Raw genomic sequence first — 17,960 nt, forward strand, 5'->3', positions numbered from 1 at the left:
TTGGTTGGGGTGGGGCGCGTATTGATCGCTAGTCCACCGGTTTTTGCTGAATCGGAATGGGCGGTGAAACGGCGATGATGCGTGCCTGAGCCTCCACCATGGCGTTGAGGCCAGCCGGCGCGACATCAAGGGCGGGTTCCGCTCCGCCGGCGTTCGAAAACAGCCAGCCGAAATCGAAACGGCCGTCAAAGGTCGGTCGCGCCGCATGAAGGAGGGATACGTCCGTCCAGAATTCGCCGGCGCCTGCCTTCCCCTCTGCCGTCAGGCTGACGAAAAAACCGGGATTGTGATTGTCGGCGCCCAACAGTCCATGCTCATCGCCCGGTGCGGGATAAGACGCGGACACCATTTCACCATCGGACATAACGACGGCCGACCGATAGGAGAGCTTGGCGTTCTCGTCTTGCCGCTCGACAAACAGTTCCACGGCGGTGGCAAAGGCCTCCTTCGTGTTACCGAGGCTCACGGCGACGGCATGCTGCGTTAAGGCGCCGTCCGCATTCCCTGTGCCATAAGCCAGCATGATCTTAAGCGTCGTGAATTTCCGCAGATGCTCGCCTGTGCCGGCAAAGCGGAAGAACAGGCGTGCCGATGCCGGGCCGCTTGTTTGCCGGAACCCGGTGGCAACAAGATCGAAATATGCTTTCCGATAGGTTTCCGGCGCGACGACCTCATGGCTGCAAAGGATCGAGGATGGCGTTTCGAATTCGACGAGCCGCAAGCAGTCCTCGCGATCCCCCGTTCCGGAAAGCCGCGATGACTGGCGCCCGACGCAGAGTGCAGAACGGCTGTATTGCTCGAGTGGCCGGCCCGGTTCGCGAAGATAACCCGTCGTGAGAACCGCCAGATGCCGCTGGACATGCAGAGGGTAGGGTTTCTGAAAGGTCGAGGCACACAGCCAGGTTTCGCCGCTTCCGCTTTGCGCCAAGGTCAGTGTCGCGTCGTCAGAGACAATGCCCTGGAGTTTGCGGGTCAGTAGCTCGCGCGGTGTCTCGGCGGATAGGGTAAAGTCCGGAGAATAGGCGATGTCGAAATTGCGCCCCATGCGCGTCCAGGCGAGAAAGGTGGCCGCGCTCGCCATGGTCAGGCGTGCGTTAGCATTGCCTGCCTTGAGCCTGACCGTCGCCGGACCTTTCGTCTCGGCCACTTTGTCTTCGGTCGTGCCGGTCGGCGGTCCCCACTCGAAATTGCAGATCAACAGCGGTGCGTTGCCGCGGCCGCGTTTGACCTCGTCCTTGTTCTGCGCAAGGTTTACGAAGACAGATGTGGAATAGCGGCCGGGTGCGACCGGCTGGTGCAGAAGGCTCAAACGGTCGGAGATGCCCGCGTTCCAGCGGGCGATCGCGACATCTTTTTCCTTCGCGCCCGCGACGCCATCGATCGCCGCCTTCATCACATGCACGACGTGAAAGCTGGCGTTGTTCGTCAGTGTCAGCAACGGTGTCTCAATGCCGTTGCTCGTGTAACTCAAAAGGACGCGCGGCTCAGTCGCTGGGCCGTGGCCGATCCACCAGCAGCGCTCCGCGTCTAGGTCCAGCGGGTCGGGTGCTTCATCGCCGATCGTCCAGTGCGGATCGATGTAACGGCGCATCGAGACACCGAGAAAATGCTCTTCGAGATTCTGTTTCTCGCCACTCAACTGCACCGGCGACAGCGAGATCATCGAATTGGGAAAGGCGGGAGCCGGAGAGTTGACGGGATCGAAGGTCAGTCCAATTGGTCCCTCCGCGTCCAGCGCCATGCCGAGCGCGGTGTCATGATCCGTCGGCCTGTAGGTAAGGCGAGGGTCGGGACCGATTTCCTTGCGGGAATCAAGGATTTCCACCGCCGCATTTTCGACATCCTCAAAACCGTAGCCGAAACCGGTCTTGATTTCGGCCGCGATCCGGTCGGCGAGCCCGCCACGCGAAAAAGGCGGTTCCTGCAGGATGGCCAGCACGGGCGGCGCGCTCGGTACATCGCCGTCGTCACGGGGCGCCGAGGTCAGCGGTATCAGTGCACGCTGCTGCGGCCGGGTCAGCAGCAGGCGCGTGAGGTCCGCCAGCATGGCGATCCGCAGGGTCCAGGCGTCCGCCGGTGTCCTGCGCGTTTGGCGATCGGTGTTCCAGGCTTTAACTTCCTGGTGCGACACGGCCTTCAGGGCGCCGGCGTAGCGGGAGCGAAGGGTGAACCGGTGCCGGAAATAGCTTGCCGACGGCGCTTCCCAAAAATGCTCTTCCAAAACGGTTCTGGAGGGGAGAGGCAGCAATCGTTGCGTGATCGTCTGTGAATCGACGTTGGGCCGGTCGAAGAACGCTTCCTGTTCGAACCGGGAAAGCGGGTAACCGTTGGCGCCCGGCTTCTCCCGCAAAGGCATGGCGGCGTGCAAAGCCCGGGGCGAGGGCGGGTCCGACAAGACTGTGTCATCCCGGAATGCGAAGGGATCGATATGATGATAGATCGGTTTGCCGCTTGGCCGCCACCGCTGGGTCGTCACGTCGATTTCGCCCAGGAGGCGCCATTGACGGGTGCGTTTTTTGCTCTCGGCGGCCGGAAGCCCCGCCCGTGTCTGGAGATCGTAGCGACGGGTGCGATCTATCGGTCGCACGGCTATCATGTCGGCGGCAAGCGCAATCGCCGGTTTGTCGGCCGGTTTCATCTTGTCCTTGACGTCGATATCGGGGATGCCGTTCAGCATCGTCTCGATACGCAGCGCGACCGAGGGAAAGGCCAGGAAAACCGCGCCCGTTCCAGCCTGGACGATGGCGCGCGGCGCATGCTGGCACAAACCCTTGTGAAAGACCGCCGGATGTTTGCCGGCTGGATTGAAGTGGCGGTTGGCGACAAGGGACGAAATGGAGAGACGGACGGCAATCCCGGCCGGAACACTCGCTCCCGACCCGTTGGAAGCGAGGCCGAAGTTTCCTTCCGTCAGCCGTATCCTGTAACGGAATGCCGTCTCGATCGGGAGGAAGACAAGATCCATCAGCAGTTTCGGAGTCCACGACTGTCCTGACTTGATCTTGGCAGCGATGGCCAGGAGTCTTTGCCCGAAAAGAACATCGGCTTGAGCAAAGGAAAACGGTGGGTCAGACGCTGCTAATTGATCCTGGATTGCCAGTTCGATGCGCAGTCCGTCCACAGCAGGGTCCGGCAAGCGATCAAGTGCGCCCGCAAGCGCCTCATCCGCATCGCGCAGCACATAGGCTGTCAGCAATGCTCGCCGCAACCTGTCCGCAGCCGCCGTGTCAACCTTTCCTGTCTTGGGATCACGGAACGCCGTGTCACGCAGATCGGCGTTGGAGAACCATCGATCGAAATCGAGATAGCCCACGCGCGGGGTAATGATATCGACGGTCACAGGATCCCGCACATCCCCTTTCCACGCGTCGTCGTCTGGTGCGAGCATCAGTAGCGGCGCGCCGACATCATAGGGCTTCAGTTCGTCCGTGACGGCAAAACTCAGCGAGGCGGGCGCGGTCGATGCAAGAGACAATCTGATCCAGCCCGCTTCGATGGCATTGTCAGTGCCAATGGTTGCGGATTTCGTGATGCTACCGCATGTTGCCGAGAACTGCCGGATCTGGGCTCCTTTTTTGTCTACACCAGGCGCGACACGGAAGGTCAGTCTGTCCACCAGGCCGAAATCAAAGCCTTCGGCAAACTCCAGGTCGATGCCGGCAATACCGGGATCGTCTGGGCCGGTGGGCGCCTTGTCGAATAAGCGCACCGAAATCTTTGACGGCTTGCCCCGGATAACGGCCTCACCGAGGCGCCATTCCGTCATTTGTTTCAGCGGGTTCGGAATGTCCAATATTCCTGCGCCGTCTCGATCCCTGAAAATATCGAGGACGCCCGGGCTGCCGGCTGAAGCGATCACGGTGCGGGGATAATCCTGGGACACCGGAACAACCCCCTTGATCGGTGCTCCGATGCGGCGGCTCCGGTTGACCGTGGGGATTTCTTCGAGCGTGATCTGGCCGATCGCGGTGCGCCGCTGGTAAGCCTTCGTCAGCACGTAAGACGGATCGATAGCGCCGTCTTTCCGTGGCGGCTCGATATCCTGTCCCGGCATCCACGGCACTGTGGTCGAGGGCGCTTCCGGCGGTTTGGCCTGCCGCTGCAAGGCGAGCGGCAGTGATCCGGCATTGGTCGTGGCAAAGCTGAAAGCCTCGAATTTGCGCCCGTAGGCGAGCCGGGGAACCTTGACGAACTCCGCGGCTGTCTCGAGATCCGGTGCCTCGTGAATGTAGAAGGAAGCGTTCCGGCCCGTAGCCTCGGGGATAAGGTCTGCGGCGGTGCGGCCGAATGTGGCCGCAGCCAGCGGCAAGCCTTCATAGGCGACGAACATCGGGGCGCGACCGTCGCTGATGGCCGGAAGGAAGGGATGAATGGCGCCCGAGAAAGTCGGCGGGACGTCGGGTTGTCCTGGTTTCGGTGGCGGCGGCAATGGCCAGGTGAGATCGGCCAGACTTGCATGTGTCCATCGATCGCTGGCGTCGTCCGTATCGATGCGTCGGATGGCGAGGCCGATGCCGTTGAAATGACGGGCGAACATATCGATCTCGGCGCCGTCTATGTTGGAGGCAATCTGGATCGGCAAAGGGGCGGGAGCAGCGTCGGGTATGAACCGGGCGGATTGGTCGATCACGTCAGCCATCGGCGCGATCGCCGCTGAATAGGCATCCATAAAAAACTGTTTCAGCAATTCGATGCCCGCCGGATCGAAGCCGGTCATCGGCGGGGTTCGCAAGAGGCTGCCGGCGATCGACCGGAAGCAGGCGATCGGGTTGAAGGGATCGGGCTCTTCCGAGAACGGGAAAAGACGGACGAAATAGTATTCAGCCCCGCCGGCGACATCGATCAGGTGCTGCGGCTTCGATATGGCTGGCTCCGGCGGCGGGACGATCGGGCGAGCCTTGGCAAATCCCATCAGCGCCTTGCTGAATTCACCGGCTGCGCCGCTTCGAACCGCCTCCGCGCCGTTGAAGGGGCTTTCCAGAAGTGTACGATACGCGGCCCAAGCCTCGTCGAAGGCGTTTTCCACGGCCGAGAGGAGGGCCGTGTTCCCGGCCTGTTGAATGTGAACCAGGTAGGCTTCCGCGAAAAGTCTCGGGAGCCTGATGCCATCACTGCGGACAGTGCCTTCCAGAAGGCGAATGATTGCCCCTTCGGCGCCTGCTTCGTCCTGCAGCCTCTTTACGGTTTCGGCGAGTGCCCGTCGCAGAAGCGCATTTTCCCCGTTTGCAATTGCCGTTTTCAGGTCGGTTGGAATTGGTGGAGCGGCATCGATTTCGAACGCCTGGAGGAGAACATCCAGCAGTCGGGTTTCGAAACTGGCATCCTTGGCCTTGGCATCGATGCTGTGAACGCTCTTGAGCAGGTCGGTGATGGCTTTTCGGCTTGGCTGCACCGGCAGGTTATTCGCCTGCATGAAAAAGGGATTGCCAGCCTTCAGCGCCAGGCGAAACGAACTGGTGAGTGTGTCGATCTGCAGGTCGCTCACCTTGAGATCAAAAGGATCCGCGATGGTTGCTTCAATCCGGTCGAGCAGGTCGATCAGCAGCGGAGCAATAACCTCGCCCGCACTGTCTTTGCCGGCAACTGGTTTGAGGATCGACAGAACGGTGGCATCGAATGCCGTGATCAGGCTGGTCGTCGCAAGCCAGGCGGCGGCGGGGGCGATCAGCGTTGGTGGGGCGGTGGTTTCGTCAATTTTCAATGGGAACAGTTTATCGAACGCTTTGACGCTTTCCACATCGGTATCGGGGCCGGCAAGGGTCTCCGTTACCGACATCAGCGATGTTGCGCGAGCTTCGAACCAGTTCGTGATGCGCCAGAGGTTCTCGGCTTCCGCGTCGACTTTCAGATATCCTTCCGGAGCCAGGACATCCTGCAGTTCTTTCGGGAAAACAAAGAGGTCTTTGGTATCCAGCACCACGGTCCGGCAGATAGCTTCATCCAGCGTGCCGCCTGGATGATAGGCGAAATCCCATTGAAGGTCCGTGCCCGCGGCTGACGATACCGGAATCCCGGAAATATCGGGTAGCGGTTCGGCCGGCGCCGAAAAGAATGGCAGAACGACATAATGTGGCTCGGTCATGGCCGGTGGGCGCAGGATATGGGTGAGGCCCAAGCGGTGTGCGACCGGCGCGTTCCAGGAATGCGCCGCCCGAAGTCGGTAGGTTGCCGGTGCCGTTTCTGCATTGATCGGGGCTTCCGGTTCAGTCCCGGCAAATGTGGACCAGTAGTGCACCTTAGGATCTTGCGGCTTTGCGTTGCCGAGCCAATCGATGACCTGTTCAGGCATGCCGGCAGCGGGCGCTTCGGACGTCTTGTCGATGACGCCGAGATGGGTAAGCGTGCAGTTGGATGGATCGGCAGGATTGTCCAACAGGGCTTCGAAGAGATGAAATTCCACCACTCGGGCATCGGCAAGAAATGCTTCGAACCGGGCTTTCGCCAAGTCCTCGTCGCCCTCAAGTGCATCCCGCTTGGTTTTGGCGCCGTCATCCTCGCCGATCACGTCGCCGCGGCTGATATCGGTCGGGCATTCAAACCCGAGATTGACCGCAAGTGAAGGGGTTGCGTGATAGCTTTCCGGCTCGGCATCGACGAGGCAATGGATGATGGAGGTCTTCAGGGCCATGATTAGTTGCTCGCCTTCTGGAGTTTCTTGACCGCCTGTTCGGCCTGCTCGATCCTCTTATCGAGATTTCCCTTTTCAACTTCGCCGCTGACGCTGCTGGTCACGGATGTCTCCGACTTTCCGCCGCGCAACTTGTAATTGACGTTGGCCCGGGCTCTCAGGGTGAAGAAGCGGGAGATGCGGATGCTGACCGAAAGCGAGCCCTGGCCGTCGATCTGGCCGTTGTCGCGGTAACTCAGCCGCAGCACGAGGTTGATGCCGACGGTCACGATGCCGCAGACTTCGACTTGGCCGGCAATCACGACGACGACAGCGAGCGACAGCCCGCCGCCCGGTTTGCCGATCATCTTGCGATAGGTCATGACGCCCGACAGGGTGATGAACACCTGCCCGACGAAGGGGCCGACCGCGAAGGCAAGCGCTGCCGAACCGCCGGCGCCCGCTTCGACCGAGACCATCAACTGGCTGTCGAAAGGCCGGTATTCCGCGTCGATCTGGATATAACCGGTGCCGCCGATGATGAAGATCGAGAAGATGAACGGGCGCTCCATCGTCGATAGGTTGAACCGGTTGGCGATCATGAAATCCGGGAAGGCGACCAGCTTGAAATGGTTTTCGATCGAGATGTTCGAGACACCGCTGGTTCCGAAATTCAAGGTCATCGGCGGAATGACGAAATCATGCTCGACGCCGACCGGGATATTGTCCTGTTTGACGATTTTCAGCCCGCCAACCTCGTCCGGGAAGAGATTGGAGAGGAAGTCCTGGATGAATTTGAAGGAAGGGTTGAGACGGATGTTCTTCGGGTCGAATTCTATCTCCAACCCTTTTTCACGGGTGAAATTCAGGGCGAATTTTTCGAAGCGGACTATGGACTGACCGGCAGCGATAACGTCGATCGTCGTGTCGATGCGGCCGAAGCCGGTCTGAGTCACCCTGTCCTGATCCTTCGAGGCTTCGAGCCGGACCTGTCCCGTCATGCGCATGTCGACGAAATCGATCTGGAAGACGCCGAGAGAAAACAGTGTTCGCCGGCCTGGCATCGGTGCATCGATATCGACCTGAACCCAGGCTCTCGCTTGCGCCTTGTCGAAATCATGGGTGATGCGAATGGCGTCTTTCATGCCGGCCGGCATCTTGTAGCCTTCGAACAGGCTCTTGAGATTAAGCCCGCCGAAATTGCCGAAGATATCGCCGATGTTGAAATTGGAGAGATCGGGCGGGATCAGCCGGTCGCCGATCTGGTTGAAGGGCAAGGTCAGGCCGAGTGCCTTCAACTCGTCGCCAAGCCGGTTGAACAGCGCGTTCGCCTCGGTCGTGTCGATGATATCGCTCAAGTCGTCGAAGCCGGAGCGGATCCGGTCGATATCGGCTTTCAACGCCGCTAGTTCGGGGGCGGAACTGACTGCCGAATAGAGCTTTAGAATATTGGACGGCATGGCCATTGGATCGGGATCGTCAAGCCGCCCGACGGCATCGAGCACCCGGTCCCCATACATCCGCGCGGTCTCGAACGAGCGTGACAGATCGTTTTGCAGGCTGCGCACGGAGTGATCGAAAGCCTTGACGGTGCCGATGAGGCTAGCGGCCTTGGCGGGCAGGTCGTCAAGCGCAGCGTTGATGCTGTCGATCAGCGGCTGATATTGCGCGCTGATGCCGTTTATCTGATCCGAGACGTAGCCCGTGAAATCAGCCGCGACAGACTTGATGTAATCGCCGGCCTCATCCACCCCTTCGAAGATCGCGCTGCAAGCGGCTGATACCTGATCGACGCTGCCGAGAGCGGAAACGGTCAGAGAGGCCAGGATCGCGGCGGCCTTTCCGCTCAATTCTGCAAGCCTGATGCGAATGGCAGCGAGTGCATTGTCGATGGCCGAGAGGTCCTCCGGCAGAGGCGCCAGCAGATCCTGTAATGCCGGTACGACGACCTTGTCCCTGACGACGGTCTGAAGAAGCTGGTTTGGACCGAGCGTTGTCCGCACTGCCTCCAACGCATCCTGGATATCGCCAAGAATGGAATCGATTGCCTTGTGCGCCTCGCGCACGTCGCCGATCAGCGTTTCGTTGACGGAGGAAATCTGCTCGATCGTCGATGCCACCAGGAAATCGACAGGTTCGCCGACTTTCAGCAGGGCATGCTCAAGCCACATCGACAGCTTCGCAATATCGGCGTTGATCTCGACCCAGACCAAGTCCATGTCGGTAGCGATCTCATCAAAGCCCGCGTCAACGAAGGCTTTGGCGATATCGACAAGTCCGGCAGCCTTGTTCGCCAACTCTGTCACGAGGGATGTCACGTTCGCGGTGAGATCGGAGATGGTGTTGCCGAGTTCGCCGAAGCTGCCGTCGTTAAGGGCCTCCAGTTCGACCGTCAGAGCTCGAATGCTGGCAATGATCGGCTTGGCATTGACAGCAGCATCGTTCAGAAGCTGGAGCGCATCCATCGCTCGCGTCTTGAGTGGTTCGCTGATGCCGGCCGTCGTTTGAATTTTCGCGGTCAGCGCGGCGATCCCGGAGATCGCGTCATCGAGCTTGCCGGTTCCCGCCACCGCTGAGAGGTCGTCGATGACCTTGGTCACGTCCTGAAGCAGCCGATCGATATTGCCCTTGACCGTCGCGATATCGTCAGCCGCGATTTGCCCCGTTTTGGCGATCGCTGTCAGCGCCTTCGACAAGTGGCCGCCGATCGTCTGGGTGACGCCGGAAAGCTCGACCGCAAAGCGCTGGCGAGCCTCCGTTACCGAAGCGGCGATGTCGGCGCCAATGTTGCTGACGCTGGCCTCGAGCCCGGCGCGGAACGATTTGCGCCGTTCCGCGGACCAAGGTTTGCCCCGATCGTATCCTGCCGAGAATTGCTCGACGCGCTGCCGTGCCCGATCAAAGACCGCCTCGATATCGGCTTCCACCGACAACAGGATGGCCCTGGCTTTTTCCGCACCGGCGCCGGCTGAGCCGATATCGTCGCTCGCATCGTCAAAGATCGGTCGCAGTTGCGCGGTGATGCGATCCGCAAGTTCCGCGATCACCTGGCTTTTTGTCGGAAGCGGATGTGGTAGTTTCGGAAAATGATGCTCGATGTCTGCCACCCAATCGGACAAGGCGGTCGAGATCAGCATTTCCTTGCGTCTGATCATGCCGATGGCGTCGGTTTTCAGCTTGTCGCAAAGCTTCGCGACTTCGTTCAGGGGATTTTCGAGACGCTTTAGTTTGGCAAGAAGTGGTGGGGCGTCCTTTGCGATGTCCGGCAGGGCGGATTTGATCTTGCCGGGAAGGTTTTCGTTGATCCATTGTTCGCCAAGGGATTGGAGGGCTGTTTTGACCGACGGCACGTCCGCTTTGGAAAGGCTATCGATCAACTCGTTGATCGCCGTCGAATATTGGGCGGCGGCCGGAATACCATTGCCCGTGCCGTCAGCATTCCAGTAGGTCAGATTTGCGATTGCGTCTGGTTCCGCGGGCATGCCGACCGCACTTTGCAGAGCTGCAACCACGTTCTCCGCAAGCGGCTTTCGCCCTTCCGCTTGATGACTGACGCGCATGAAGCTGACACTGTCCAGCCCGACATAGACGGGCTTTCCCGAGCGGCCGGCGTTGATTGCGGTCTTCTGCGCGGCAGGTGCCAGGCGCCAGGTGAAGTGGCGCGTTCCGGGCAGGATGCGGGTAACAGACGGGCGGCGCTTGTCAGGACCGGTCGATTCCTTGGGCGGATCGGTCAGCTTGGCGATCGTTTGTGCGGGCGGCATGCAGGCATAGTCGATGTCGAGGCGTGCCAGCCATTGGTTGGTATCGCTGGTGGTCGTCCTGAATTCGGAGAAGAAGAACAGGTTGTCGGTATCGATGCATTCCTGAGATACGACCGGATTGTTGCCGTCTCCCTCGGCGGTCGTAACGAAAGCGATATCCGGCATCGGGTAGACTTGAGGTCGTTCACGTGCGCTCATAAGATTCCACAGCGGGATCTTCCAGCCATAGTCACCGACCTCGGTGCTCCATGCGCTGTCGACATTGATGATTTTCGAATTGAAACGGACACGTTCGAGAAAGCCGGCACAGCGCGGTGCGGCAGCGGAAAAGTCGGGGTAGCGGCGCTCCGGCTCCAACAGCTCGATATATTCGCGCACCTTTCGCAGAATGGGACGGCGCGAACGGGTTCGGCCCGGGTCTTCAACATGCCGGGGAGCGAACTGGGCTGAGGGATTGACCGTGCGTTCATAGACGACGACATGCTTTGCGCGGTGCCAGAAGGCGCCGATGCGGCCGAGCACTTCCACCTTCTGCCGTTCCACATGGCCATTGCGGGTCTCGCTGATAACGGTGACGATGCCACCGAGAAACGCCGCCTTCTGTGTCGCGTCGCCGCCGGTTGGGGAGAGGGCGATGGACTCGATGACTCCGCTGGTCGTTTCCGGTCGTCGCAGAAGTTCGTTGAACAGGTTGCTGGATTCGACCGGCCAGAGCGCTCCGCCGCTCAAACCCTGCGGATGCGTGCGCGGCTTGCTGCGGTCCAACCGTTGCGGGTCAGACCGATCGGCAAGATTTGGCTTGAAGCCTCCGATCTTTGGCCGGGCGTCCTGATCACCGGGAGCCTCGAGCCTGGCGAGGGGCGGGCGGTGCAGGGCCGTGCCGCGCAGGGTAAAGCTGACGCCATCGGCGAAACGGGCCGGCGTGAAGTCAATCGCCGAGTCCGGGTCTCTCGCCCAAACTTCGAGCCGTTCCGGCCGGCGCGCGACGGCGCGGGACAAGGCGTTCCATCGCGCCTTGAGGCGCGGTTCGGCATCGGCATCGCGCGCGGGGCCCGTGATGCGGCCGGTGAGCGCCTCGATTTCGGCAACACGCGCCTGCCGGGCAATGGAGGTTTCCCGCGATACGTCGATACCGACCGACAGGCCATACAGAAACTCGCCACGAAGGTAGGATAGGGCAGCGCCCATGCCATATTCCCCGCGCTGGCGGAAAATCTCGTGGCTCGCCGATTCCGGCATGAAATAGCCTCGCTCGACGTCGCTCGGCCGAATCCAGAATTCGGTGGATGGCGTGAGACGGAACTCGACCGCCCGGCGCTTCAGGTCATCCTCCTTGCCCGTGACGAAAGGCCGGATTGCGTCGGGCGTCCCGTCTTCAACAGTCTTGGCGAGGTCGTGGATTTCGAGCCGTCTCGGCTTGTCCGCACTCTCGCCGACGGCCTGTGGCGGCAGAATGTAATGATAGAGGTCCGCCGCCTTGCGATATTGCCAGATGCGGTCGTCGCTTGAGTAGGTGGCGACGGACGCGGAACCGGCATCTCCGCGATCACCGAGAGGTTTGTGGCTGTATCGGAACAGCGAAAACGGTTCTTCGGACAGAACGACGTAGCTCTGTGCGCCCGTTTCCGGCGCGGTTTCATAGATATCCGCCTCCCGCAGGCGATCTGCGGTCGGCGCGATACTTTCCTTGAGGCTGAGCCAGTAGCGATAGCCCGATACACCATCGGCCGGATCACTTTCTTCGGGGCGGATCAGCAGAGGTGTTGGGCGGCCGGATCGATCCATGCGGGAGACGTCCACGCCGATGGGCGTGACATCATTGACGGCCAGAACCATATGGATCGAAGCCGCGATACGGCCGTCCGGCACTGAAATGGGCGGCGCGCCATTACCCATGCCACTTCGGATTCCTGGGCCGCCTGCACGCAGATAAGTCCGTGTCAGGTCATCCGGTCTTGTCGGCAAGGGGCCAGCCCCTGGCGCCATATCGAACCGCAGCGACGAAAGCCGTCCGGACCGGGCATCTGCCGGCGGCATAACCTCTAGCACATACGACGCGAAGAACGGTTCGCCGTCCGCCATGGATTCGCTTTGCGTGTCACTCCAATCATCGTCGCGGGACAGGCGTAGGTTGAGCCGCGATGGTGCGGCGCTGTCGTTGAAGAAGGTCTGGTTGCTGGCGATCAGCTTGAGCGAATTGTCGGTGAAACCGGCCGTGTCGTCTGAATTTTGAATGAGATTGCGAAGGTCAGCGAGCGTGAGCCGCAGACGAGGGCGGACAAAAAACGCGCCCTTCGCTCCGCTGGCTGCCGGGCGTCCCCAAGTGAGCAGCCCGGAGTGTGGCTGATCCTTGATGCCATCAGTCAGGAAGCCGGCGTCCAGCATTGGCCCTGAGAGCGCAAGCCTGATCGATTGCTTGCCGTCAGCCTTGAGGTCCGGAAGGGCGGAGCGGGCTTGCCCGCCCTCGACGGATTTCAATGCGTTCCGAGCTTCTCCAAACGAATGCGCCGCGTGGCGCAACAGGCCGATATCGAGGTCCGCACCATTCGCCGGACTGCCGCCGAAATTGTCACCGGTCGGAATGTCGTTTTTCCAGTGCAGGCTGAGTTCCACTTTTGCCGACCAGCGGCGCTCGTCGGTGTTCCAGATGTCCCTGTCAGAGATGTCCCATGACAGCTTGCAATCGACATAGAGGTTCTCGGCGATGTTAAGCCACCCGCCGGCCTCCTCCCGCAACCGCAGGCTCAGGCCATTGATGCCCTTCTTGATATCATCAGCGGCCTTCGGATCGTCGCCGCTGGCAGAGACGGCGATCCGGTAGATGAAGGCGGGTTTTCTTGCGTCTGATTCATTCGTTGCAAACCGGAGGCTGAGGTCCGCTGTCGTGTCGCCGGCCTTCAATCGCGGCCATTCCGCCGATTTGGGATCGATCGTAAAGCCGTAGCGGCCCAGCATGTCCTGGGTAAAGGGGCGGGAGTTATCAGGCCAGAATGTCTTGGCGTCGATCGCTTTGTATTTCTGCGTTCCCCCATAAACGGCGAAGCTTCCCTGCGCTGGTTTCCCCCGAGCCGAAAAGCCGAATGTTCCAAGCGATGCATCGTCAGGATATTTGTTGCCGGCGAAAACGAAGGAAGTATTGGATACAGGTGCGGGAGACGTATCGACCGCATCCCCTTCGATCCAGCCACCGACGAGCGTGGTGAATTGCAGAATCTTGTCGAAAGCGCCGTTGCCTGGTTCGTAGACGGCCGTGAAGGGAAATGCGCTCGGATCGGTTTGTGAGCCGGACAGGAGTGTCGCACGGCGCGCGGGCAGGGGCAGGTGCAGGTTGAGGCAGAACCGCGGACCGCCGCGCCGCCCGACGTCCAGCCCCGACAGGACGGTCTTGCCCGGTACATATCGGCACGACCGGACCAGTGGCCACCGAAGGTCGAGCGCTTCCTTCTCTAACGCGTTCGATGCTCGGTGCTGTTCAAGAAGGAAGGCTCCACGGAAGGCGACCCAGTCGGTATCGGCCGTGTACGCTCCTGCATCGATCCAGATCGCGCAATCATTCGTTTCGTTGGCATCGAACCAGGCAACGGCTTCCTTCACCTTGAAGTCGAACAGGCTGGGGTGAATGTCCGGCAGTGGAGTATCGGGCAAATATTTGTCGCGCGGTGTCCATCGCAGGATGGGGCGGAAAATCCCGGGCGCATCCTTTTCATGAAAGTGTATCTCGACGACGCCTTTGATTGTTTTCGTCGCCAAATCCTCGATGTCCGGGCGTGGCGGCCAGTGAAAATCACCATAAAGACGAAAAGCCAGAACCATCTTGCGTGTCCCCCCGGACGTCCGACCGCTGACGTTGAGGGGATATTAACACATATTTAATTTGCAACGTAAAGTACATATAATAAATTTATTATCGTAAAGGTTGCAATCTTTTGGTGTGGAAAGTTGTGCCGGTTGGCGCGGTGTATTTCCCTCCTTTTCGGGGAAACGCTGTGGCCAAAATTCCGCACTGGAGATGTTGAGAAATGCTGCGTTGCGGGAGGCTCGGTAAAGACACGAATTGGCCATATTACTGTGACAGCCACAGATTGAGAAAAACGCGAACTCCGGGTTGCTCCAGCGCTTATGTTTTTGCGAGAGACTGGTGGAGCGTCGCAGGTGCCCATCTCGGGAATTTGATCGGTTCGTGTATCCGTTTTTGGGTATAGTTTGCGTTTGTTAACCGTATTTGTGATAGCGCTGCGCCTTGCACCGCAGCATTGATTGGTAGGGATTATGTCGAAGAAAAACGGAACTGATGCTTTCTCACGCCGCAGCTTTCTGCGCTCAGCTGCCGCGTTCGGTGCGGCGACATGGGCAGGCGGTGCGATGGCGCAGGACGCAATCGACGAGATCATCAATGCGCCGCGACGCGGCGTCTGGGACGACCAGTTCGACGCCAAGGCTTCGCGCAGTGCAACCACTGTCGTGTCCAACAACCCGATCTTCGGCACCGATACGCTGTTCAACACCCAGAACGCCGTCGCTCAGTATCAGCAGATCGTTTCGGCTGGCGGCTGGCCGCAGGTCAACGCGCCGGTTCGTCTGGAAATGGGCGTCTCTGATCCTTCCGTTCAGGCTTTGCGCCAGCGCCTGATCATTTCCGGTGACCTTCCGCGTTCGGCCGGTATCTCCAATTCCTTCGACAGCTATGTCGATGGCGCCGTCAAGCGTTTCCAGGCTCGCCACGGCCTGCCGGCGGATGGCGTGCTCGGCGAATATTCCGTCAAGGCCATGAACATCGCCGCCGATGTTCGTCTCGGCCAGCTCAACACCAACATCGTGCGCCTGCAGTCGATGTCCGGCGACCTCGGTGGCCGCTACGTGATGGTCAACATTCCGGCCGCTCACATCGAGGCCGTCGAAAACGGCCGCGTGGCGACGCGTCACAAGGCCATTGTCGGCCGCCTCAGCCGCCCGACCCACATCATCAATTCGAAGATCTATGAGGTCATCCTCAACCCCTACTGGACCGCACCACGTTCGATCGTCGAGAAAGACATCGTGCCGCTGATGCGCAAGGACCCGAACTACCTCAAGGACAACGCCATCCGTTTGCTCGACGGAAGTGGCAATGAGGTTGCACCAGAAACGATCGACTGGAACGCCGAGAAGGCGCCGAACCTGATGTTCCGTCAGGACCCCGGCAAGATCAACGCCATGGCGTCAACCAAGATCAACTTCCACAATCCGAACAACGAATACATGCACGACACGCCGTCGCAGGGCCTGTTCAACAAGCTCGCACGCTTCGAATCCTCCGGCTGCGTGCGCGTCCAGAACGTCCGCGACCTGACGACCTGGCTTCTGCGCGACACCCCCGGCTGGTCGCGCCAGCAGATCGAGGCCACCATTCGCTCGGGCCAGAACTCGCCGATCAAGCTGGCGGTCGAAATCCCGGTCTATTTCAAGTATGTCACCGCATGGGCCGCGACCGACGGTGTGGTACAGTTCCGCGACGACATCTATGAGATGGATGGTGCGCAGGAACTGGCTCTGCAGACCACCACCGGCATAGAGCAGGCTGCCGGCTCCATCGATCGTGAGGCACTGCCGCAATAAGACATTTCGGCATCTGATTTCAAAAGCCGCGCCTTCTTCGGGAGGTGCGGCTTTTTCATTCCTGCGCGCGTCGCATTTCCGGCGTCGCATGTGTGGGAAATGGCGCAAATCGCACAGCCCGTATTGCCCTTGCCATGCGAGGACGTTAAACACCGTGCCACAGTCTCACAGGAGCTTTGAGAATGAGCGTTTCCGCCTCCACCGACGTTTTCTTCAGCCGTTCGCTCGCCGACACCGATCCGGATATTTTTGGCGCGATCGAGAAGGAGCTGGGCCGCCAGCGCCATGAGATCGAGCTGATCGCGTCTGAAAACATCGTCTCGCGCGCCGTTCTGGAAGCGCAGGGCTCGATCATGACCAACAAGTATGCCGAAGGCTATCCGGGCAAGCGCTATTACGGCGGCTGCCAGTTCGTCGACATCGCCGAAGAACTCGCCATCGAGCGTGCCAAGAAGCTGTTCGGCGTCAACTTCGCCAACGTTCAGCCGAACTCCGGTTCGCAGATGAACCAGGCGGTCTTCCTGGCGCTGCTGCAGCCGGGCGATACCTTCATGGGCCTCGACCTCAACTCAGGCGGTCACCTGACCCACGGCTCTCCGGTCAACATGTCCGGCAAGTGGTTCAACGTCGTGTCCTACGGCGTGCGCGAAGGCGATCACCTGCTCGATATGGACGACGTCGCCGAGAAGGCACGCAAGAACAAGCCGAAGCTCATCATCGCCGGCGGCACCGCCTATTCCCGCATCTGGGACTGGAAGCGCTTCCGCGAAATCGCCGATGAAGTCGGCGCCTATCTGATGGTCGACATGGCCCACATTGCCGGTCTCGTCGCCGGTGGCCAGCATCCGTCGCCGTTCCCGCATTGCCATGTCGCAACCACCACCACGCACAAGTCGCTGCGCGGCCCGCGCGGTGGCGTCGTTCTGACGAACGACGAGGATATCGCCAAGAAGATCAACTCGGCCGTCTTCCCGGGCCTCCAGGGTGGCCCGCTGATGCACATCATCGCCGCCAAGGCCGTTGCCTTCGGCGAGGCGCTGCAGCCGGAGTTCCAGGACTACGCCGCGCAGATCGTCAAGAACGCAAAGGCGCTGGCCGAAACGCTGATTGCCGGCGGCCTCGACATCGTATCGGGCGGCACCGACAATCACCTGATGCTGGTCGATCTGCGCAAGAAGAACGCAACCGGCAAGCGCGCGGAAGCAGCCCTCGGCCGCGCCTATGTCACCTGCAACAAGAACGGCATCCCGTTCGATCCGGAAAAGCCGTTCGTCACCTCGGGTGTTCGCCTCGGCACACCGGCAGGCACCACCCGTGGCTTCAAGGAAGCTGAATTCCGTGACATCGGCAACCTGATCGTCGAAGTCCTCGACGGCCTCAAGGCTGCTAATTCGGACGAAGGCAATGCTTCCGTCGAAGCCGGCGTGCGCGAGAAGGTCGTAAAACTGACCGACCGCTTCCCGATGTACCCTTACCTGTAATCAAGGAGCCCGGATGCGCTGCCCCTATTGTGGATCGGAAGACAGCCAGGTGAAGGATAGCCGTCCTGCAGAGGACGGTGCAGCCATTCGCCGGCGGCGCATCTGCCCGGATTGCGGCGGACGCTTCACGACCTTCGAGCGGGTGCAGCTTCGGGAACTGATGATCTTGAAGAAGACCGGCCGCAAGGCACCGTTCGACCGGGACAAGCTGCTCCGGTCGTTCGAGATCGCGCTGCGCAAGCGGCCGGTCGATCGCGACCGGATCGAGCGTGCAGTCTCCGGTATCGTCCGGCGGCTGGAAAGCTCCGGCGAGACCGAAATTGCTTCGGAAGAAATCGGCCTTCAGGTGCTGGAAGCGTTGAAGAGCCTCGATGATGTGGCCTTTGTCCGCTACGCCTCGGTCTATCGCGATTTCTCCCATGCGGAGGATTTCGAAAAGGTCATTGCCGAAATAAGCGCGAAGATCGCGCGCGATCCCGGTGCCTGACCTCTGCTTCCGGAACGCCGCCGCAC

Annotated in this window: 5 protein-coding genes; 3 read left to right on the forward strand and 2 right to left on the reverse strand. The window is 60.4% G+C overall.

The window, feature by feature from the left end; all coding sequences use genetic code 11:
• Positions 1–28 precede the first annotated feature (28 nt).
• Both ASG68_RS27590 and ASG68_RS27595 read right to left on the reverse strand, forming a co-directional pair.
• Positions 29–6,628, reverse strand: a complete 6,600-nt coding sequence (locus ASG68_RS27590) for a hypothetical protein (protein WP_062576322.1) — start codon at positions 6,626–6,628, stop codon at positions 29–31.
• A 2-nt stretch (positions 6,629–6,630) separates the two neighbouring features.
• Positions 6,631–14,184, reverse strand: coding sequence for a methyl-accepting chemotaxis protein (locus ASG68_RS27595; RefSeq protein WP_062602693.1), 7,554 nt, complete (start codon positions 14,182–14,184; stop codon positions 6,631–6,633).
• Positions 14,185–14,640: 456 nt separating this feature from the next.
• Here ASG68_RS27595 and ASG68_RS27600 point away from each other — a divergent pair, with 456 nt between their 5' ends.
• The 3 genes from ASG68_RS27600 (at position 14,641) to nrdR (ending at position 17,934) form a co-directional block, all read left to right on the forward strand.
• Complete coding sequence (locus ASG68_RS27600; RefSeq protein WP_062576324.1) at positions 14,641–15,966, forward strand: L,D-transpeptidase family protein; 1,326 nt, start codon at positions 14,641–14,643, stop codon at positions 15,964–15,966.
• 182 nt (positions 15,967–16,148) lie between these two features.
• A complete protein-coding gene (gene glyA, locus ASG68_RS27605; RefSeq protein ID WP_062576325.1) occupies positions 16,149–17,447 on the forward strand; it encodes a serine hydroxymethyltransferase in 1,299 nt (432 codons plus the stop codon).
• A gap of 13 nt (positions 17,448–17,460) precedes the next feature.
• Positions 17,461–17,934: a transcriptional regulator NrdR gene (gene nrdR, locus ASG68_RS27610; protein WP_062576326.1), complete on the forward strand. Its 474-nt coding sequence runs from the start codon at positions 17,461–17,463 to the stop codon at positions 17,932–17,934.
• Positions 17,935–17,960 lie beyond the last annotated feature (26 nt).

Source organism: Rhizobium sp. Leaf453 (assembly GCF_001425605.1).
Classification (GTDB): domain Bacteria; phylum Pseudomonadota; class Alphaproteobacteria; order Rhizobiales; family Rhizobiaceae; genus Pararhizobium.

What these genes read in the sequence shown, in the direction of transcription:
- ASG68_RS27590 (WP_062576322.1), bottom strand. Translation starts at nt 6,628, where the DNA reads ATGGCCCTGAAGACCTCCATCATCCATTGCCTCGTCGATGCCGAGCCG.
- ASG68_RS27595 (WP_062602693.1), bottom strand. Translation starts at nt 14,184, where the DNA reads ATGGTTCTGGCTTTTCGTCTTTATGGTGATTTTCACTGGCCGCCACGC.
- ASG68_RS27600 (WP_062576324.1), top strand. Translation starts at nt 14,641, where the DNA reads ATGTCGAAGAAAAACGGAACTGATGCTTTCTCACGCCGCAGCTTTCTG.
- glyA (WP_062576325.1), top strand. Translation starts at nt 16,149, where the DNA reads ATGAGCGTTTCCGCCTCCACCGACGTTTTCTTCAGCCGTTCGCTCGCC.
- nrdR (WP_062576326.1), top strand. Translation starts at nt 17,461, where the DNA reads ATGCGCTGCCCCTATTGTGGATCGGAAGACAGCCAGGTGAAGGATAGC.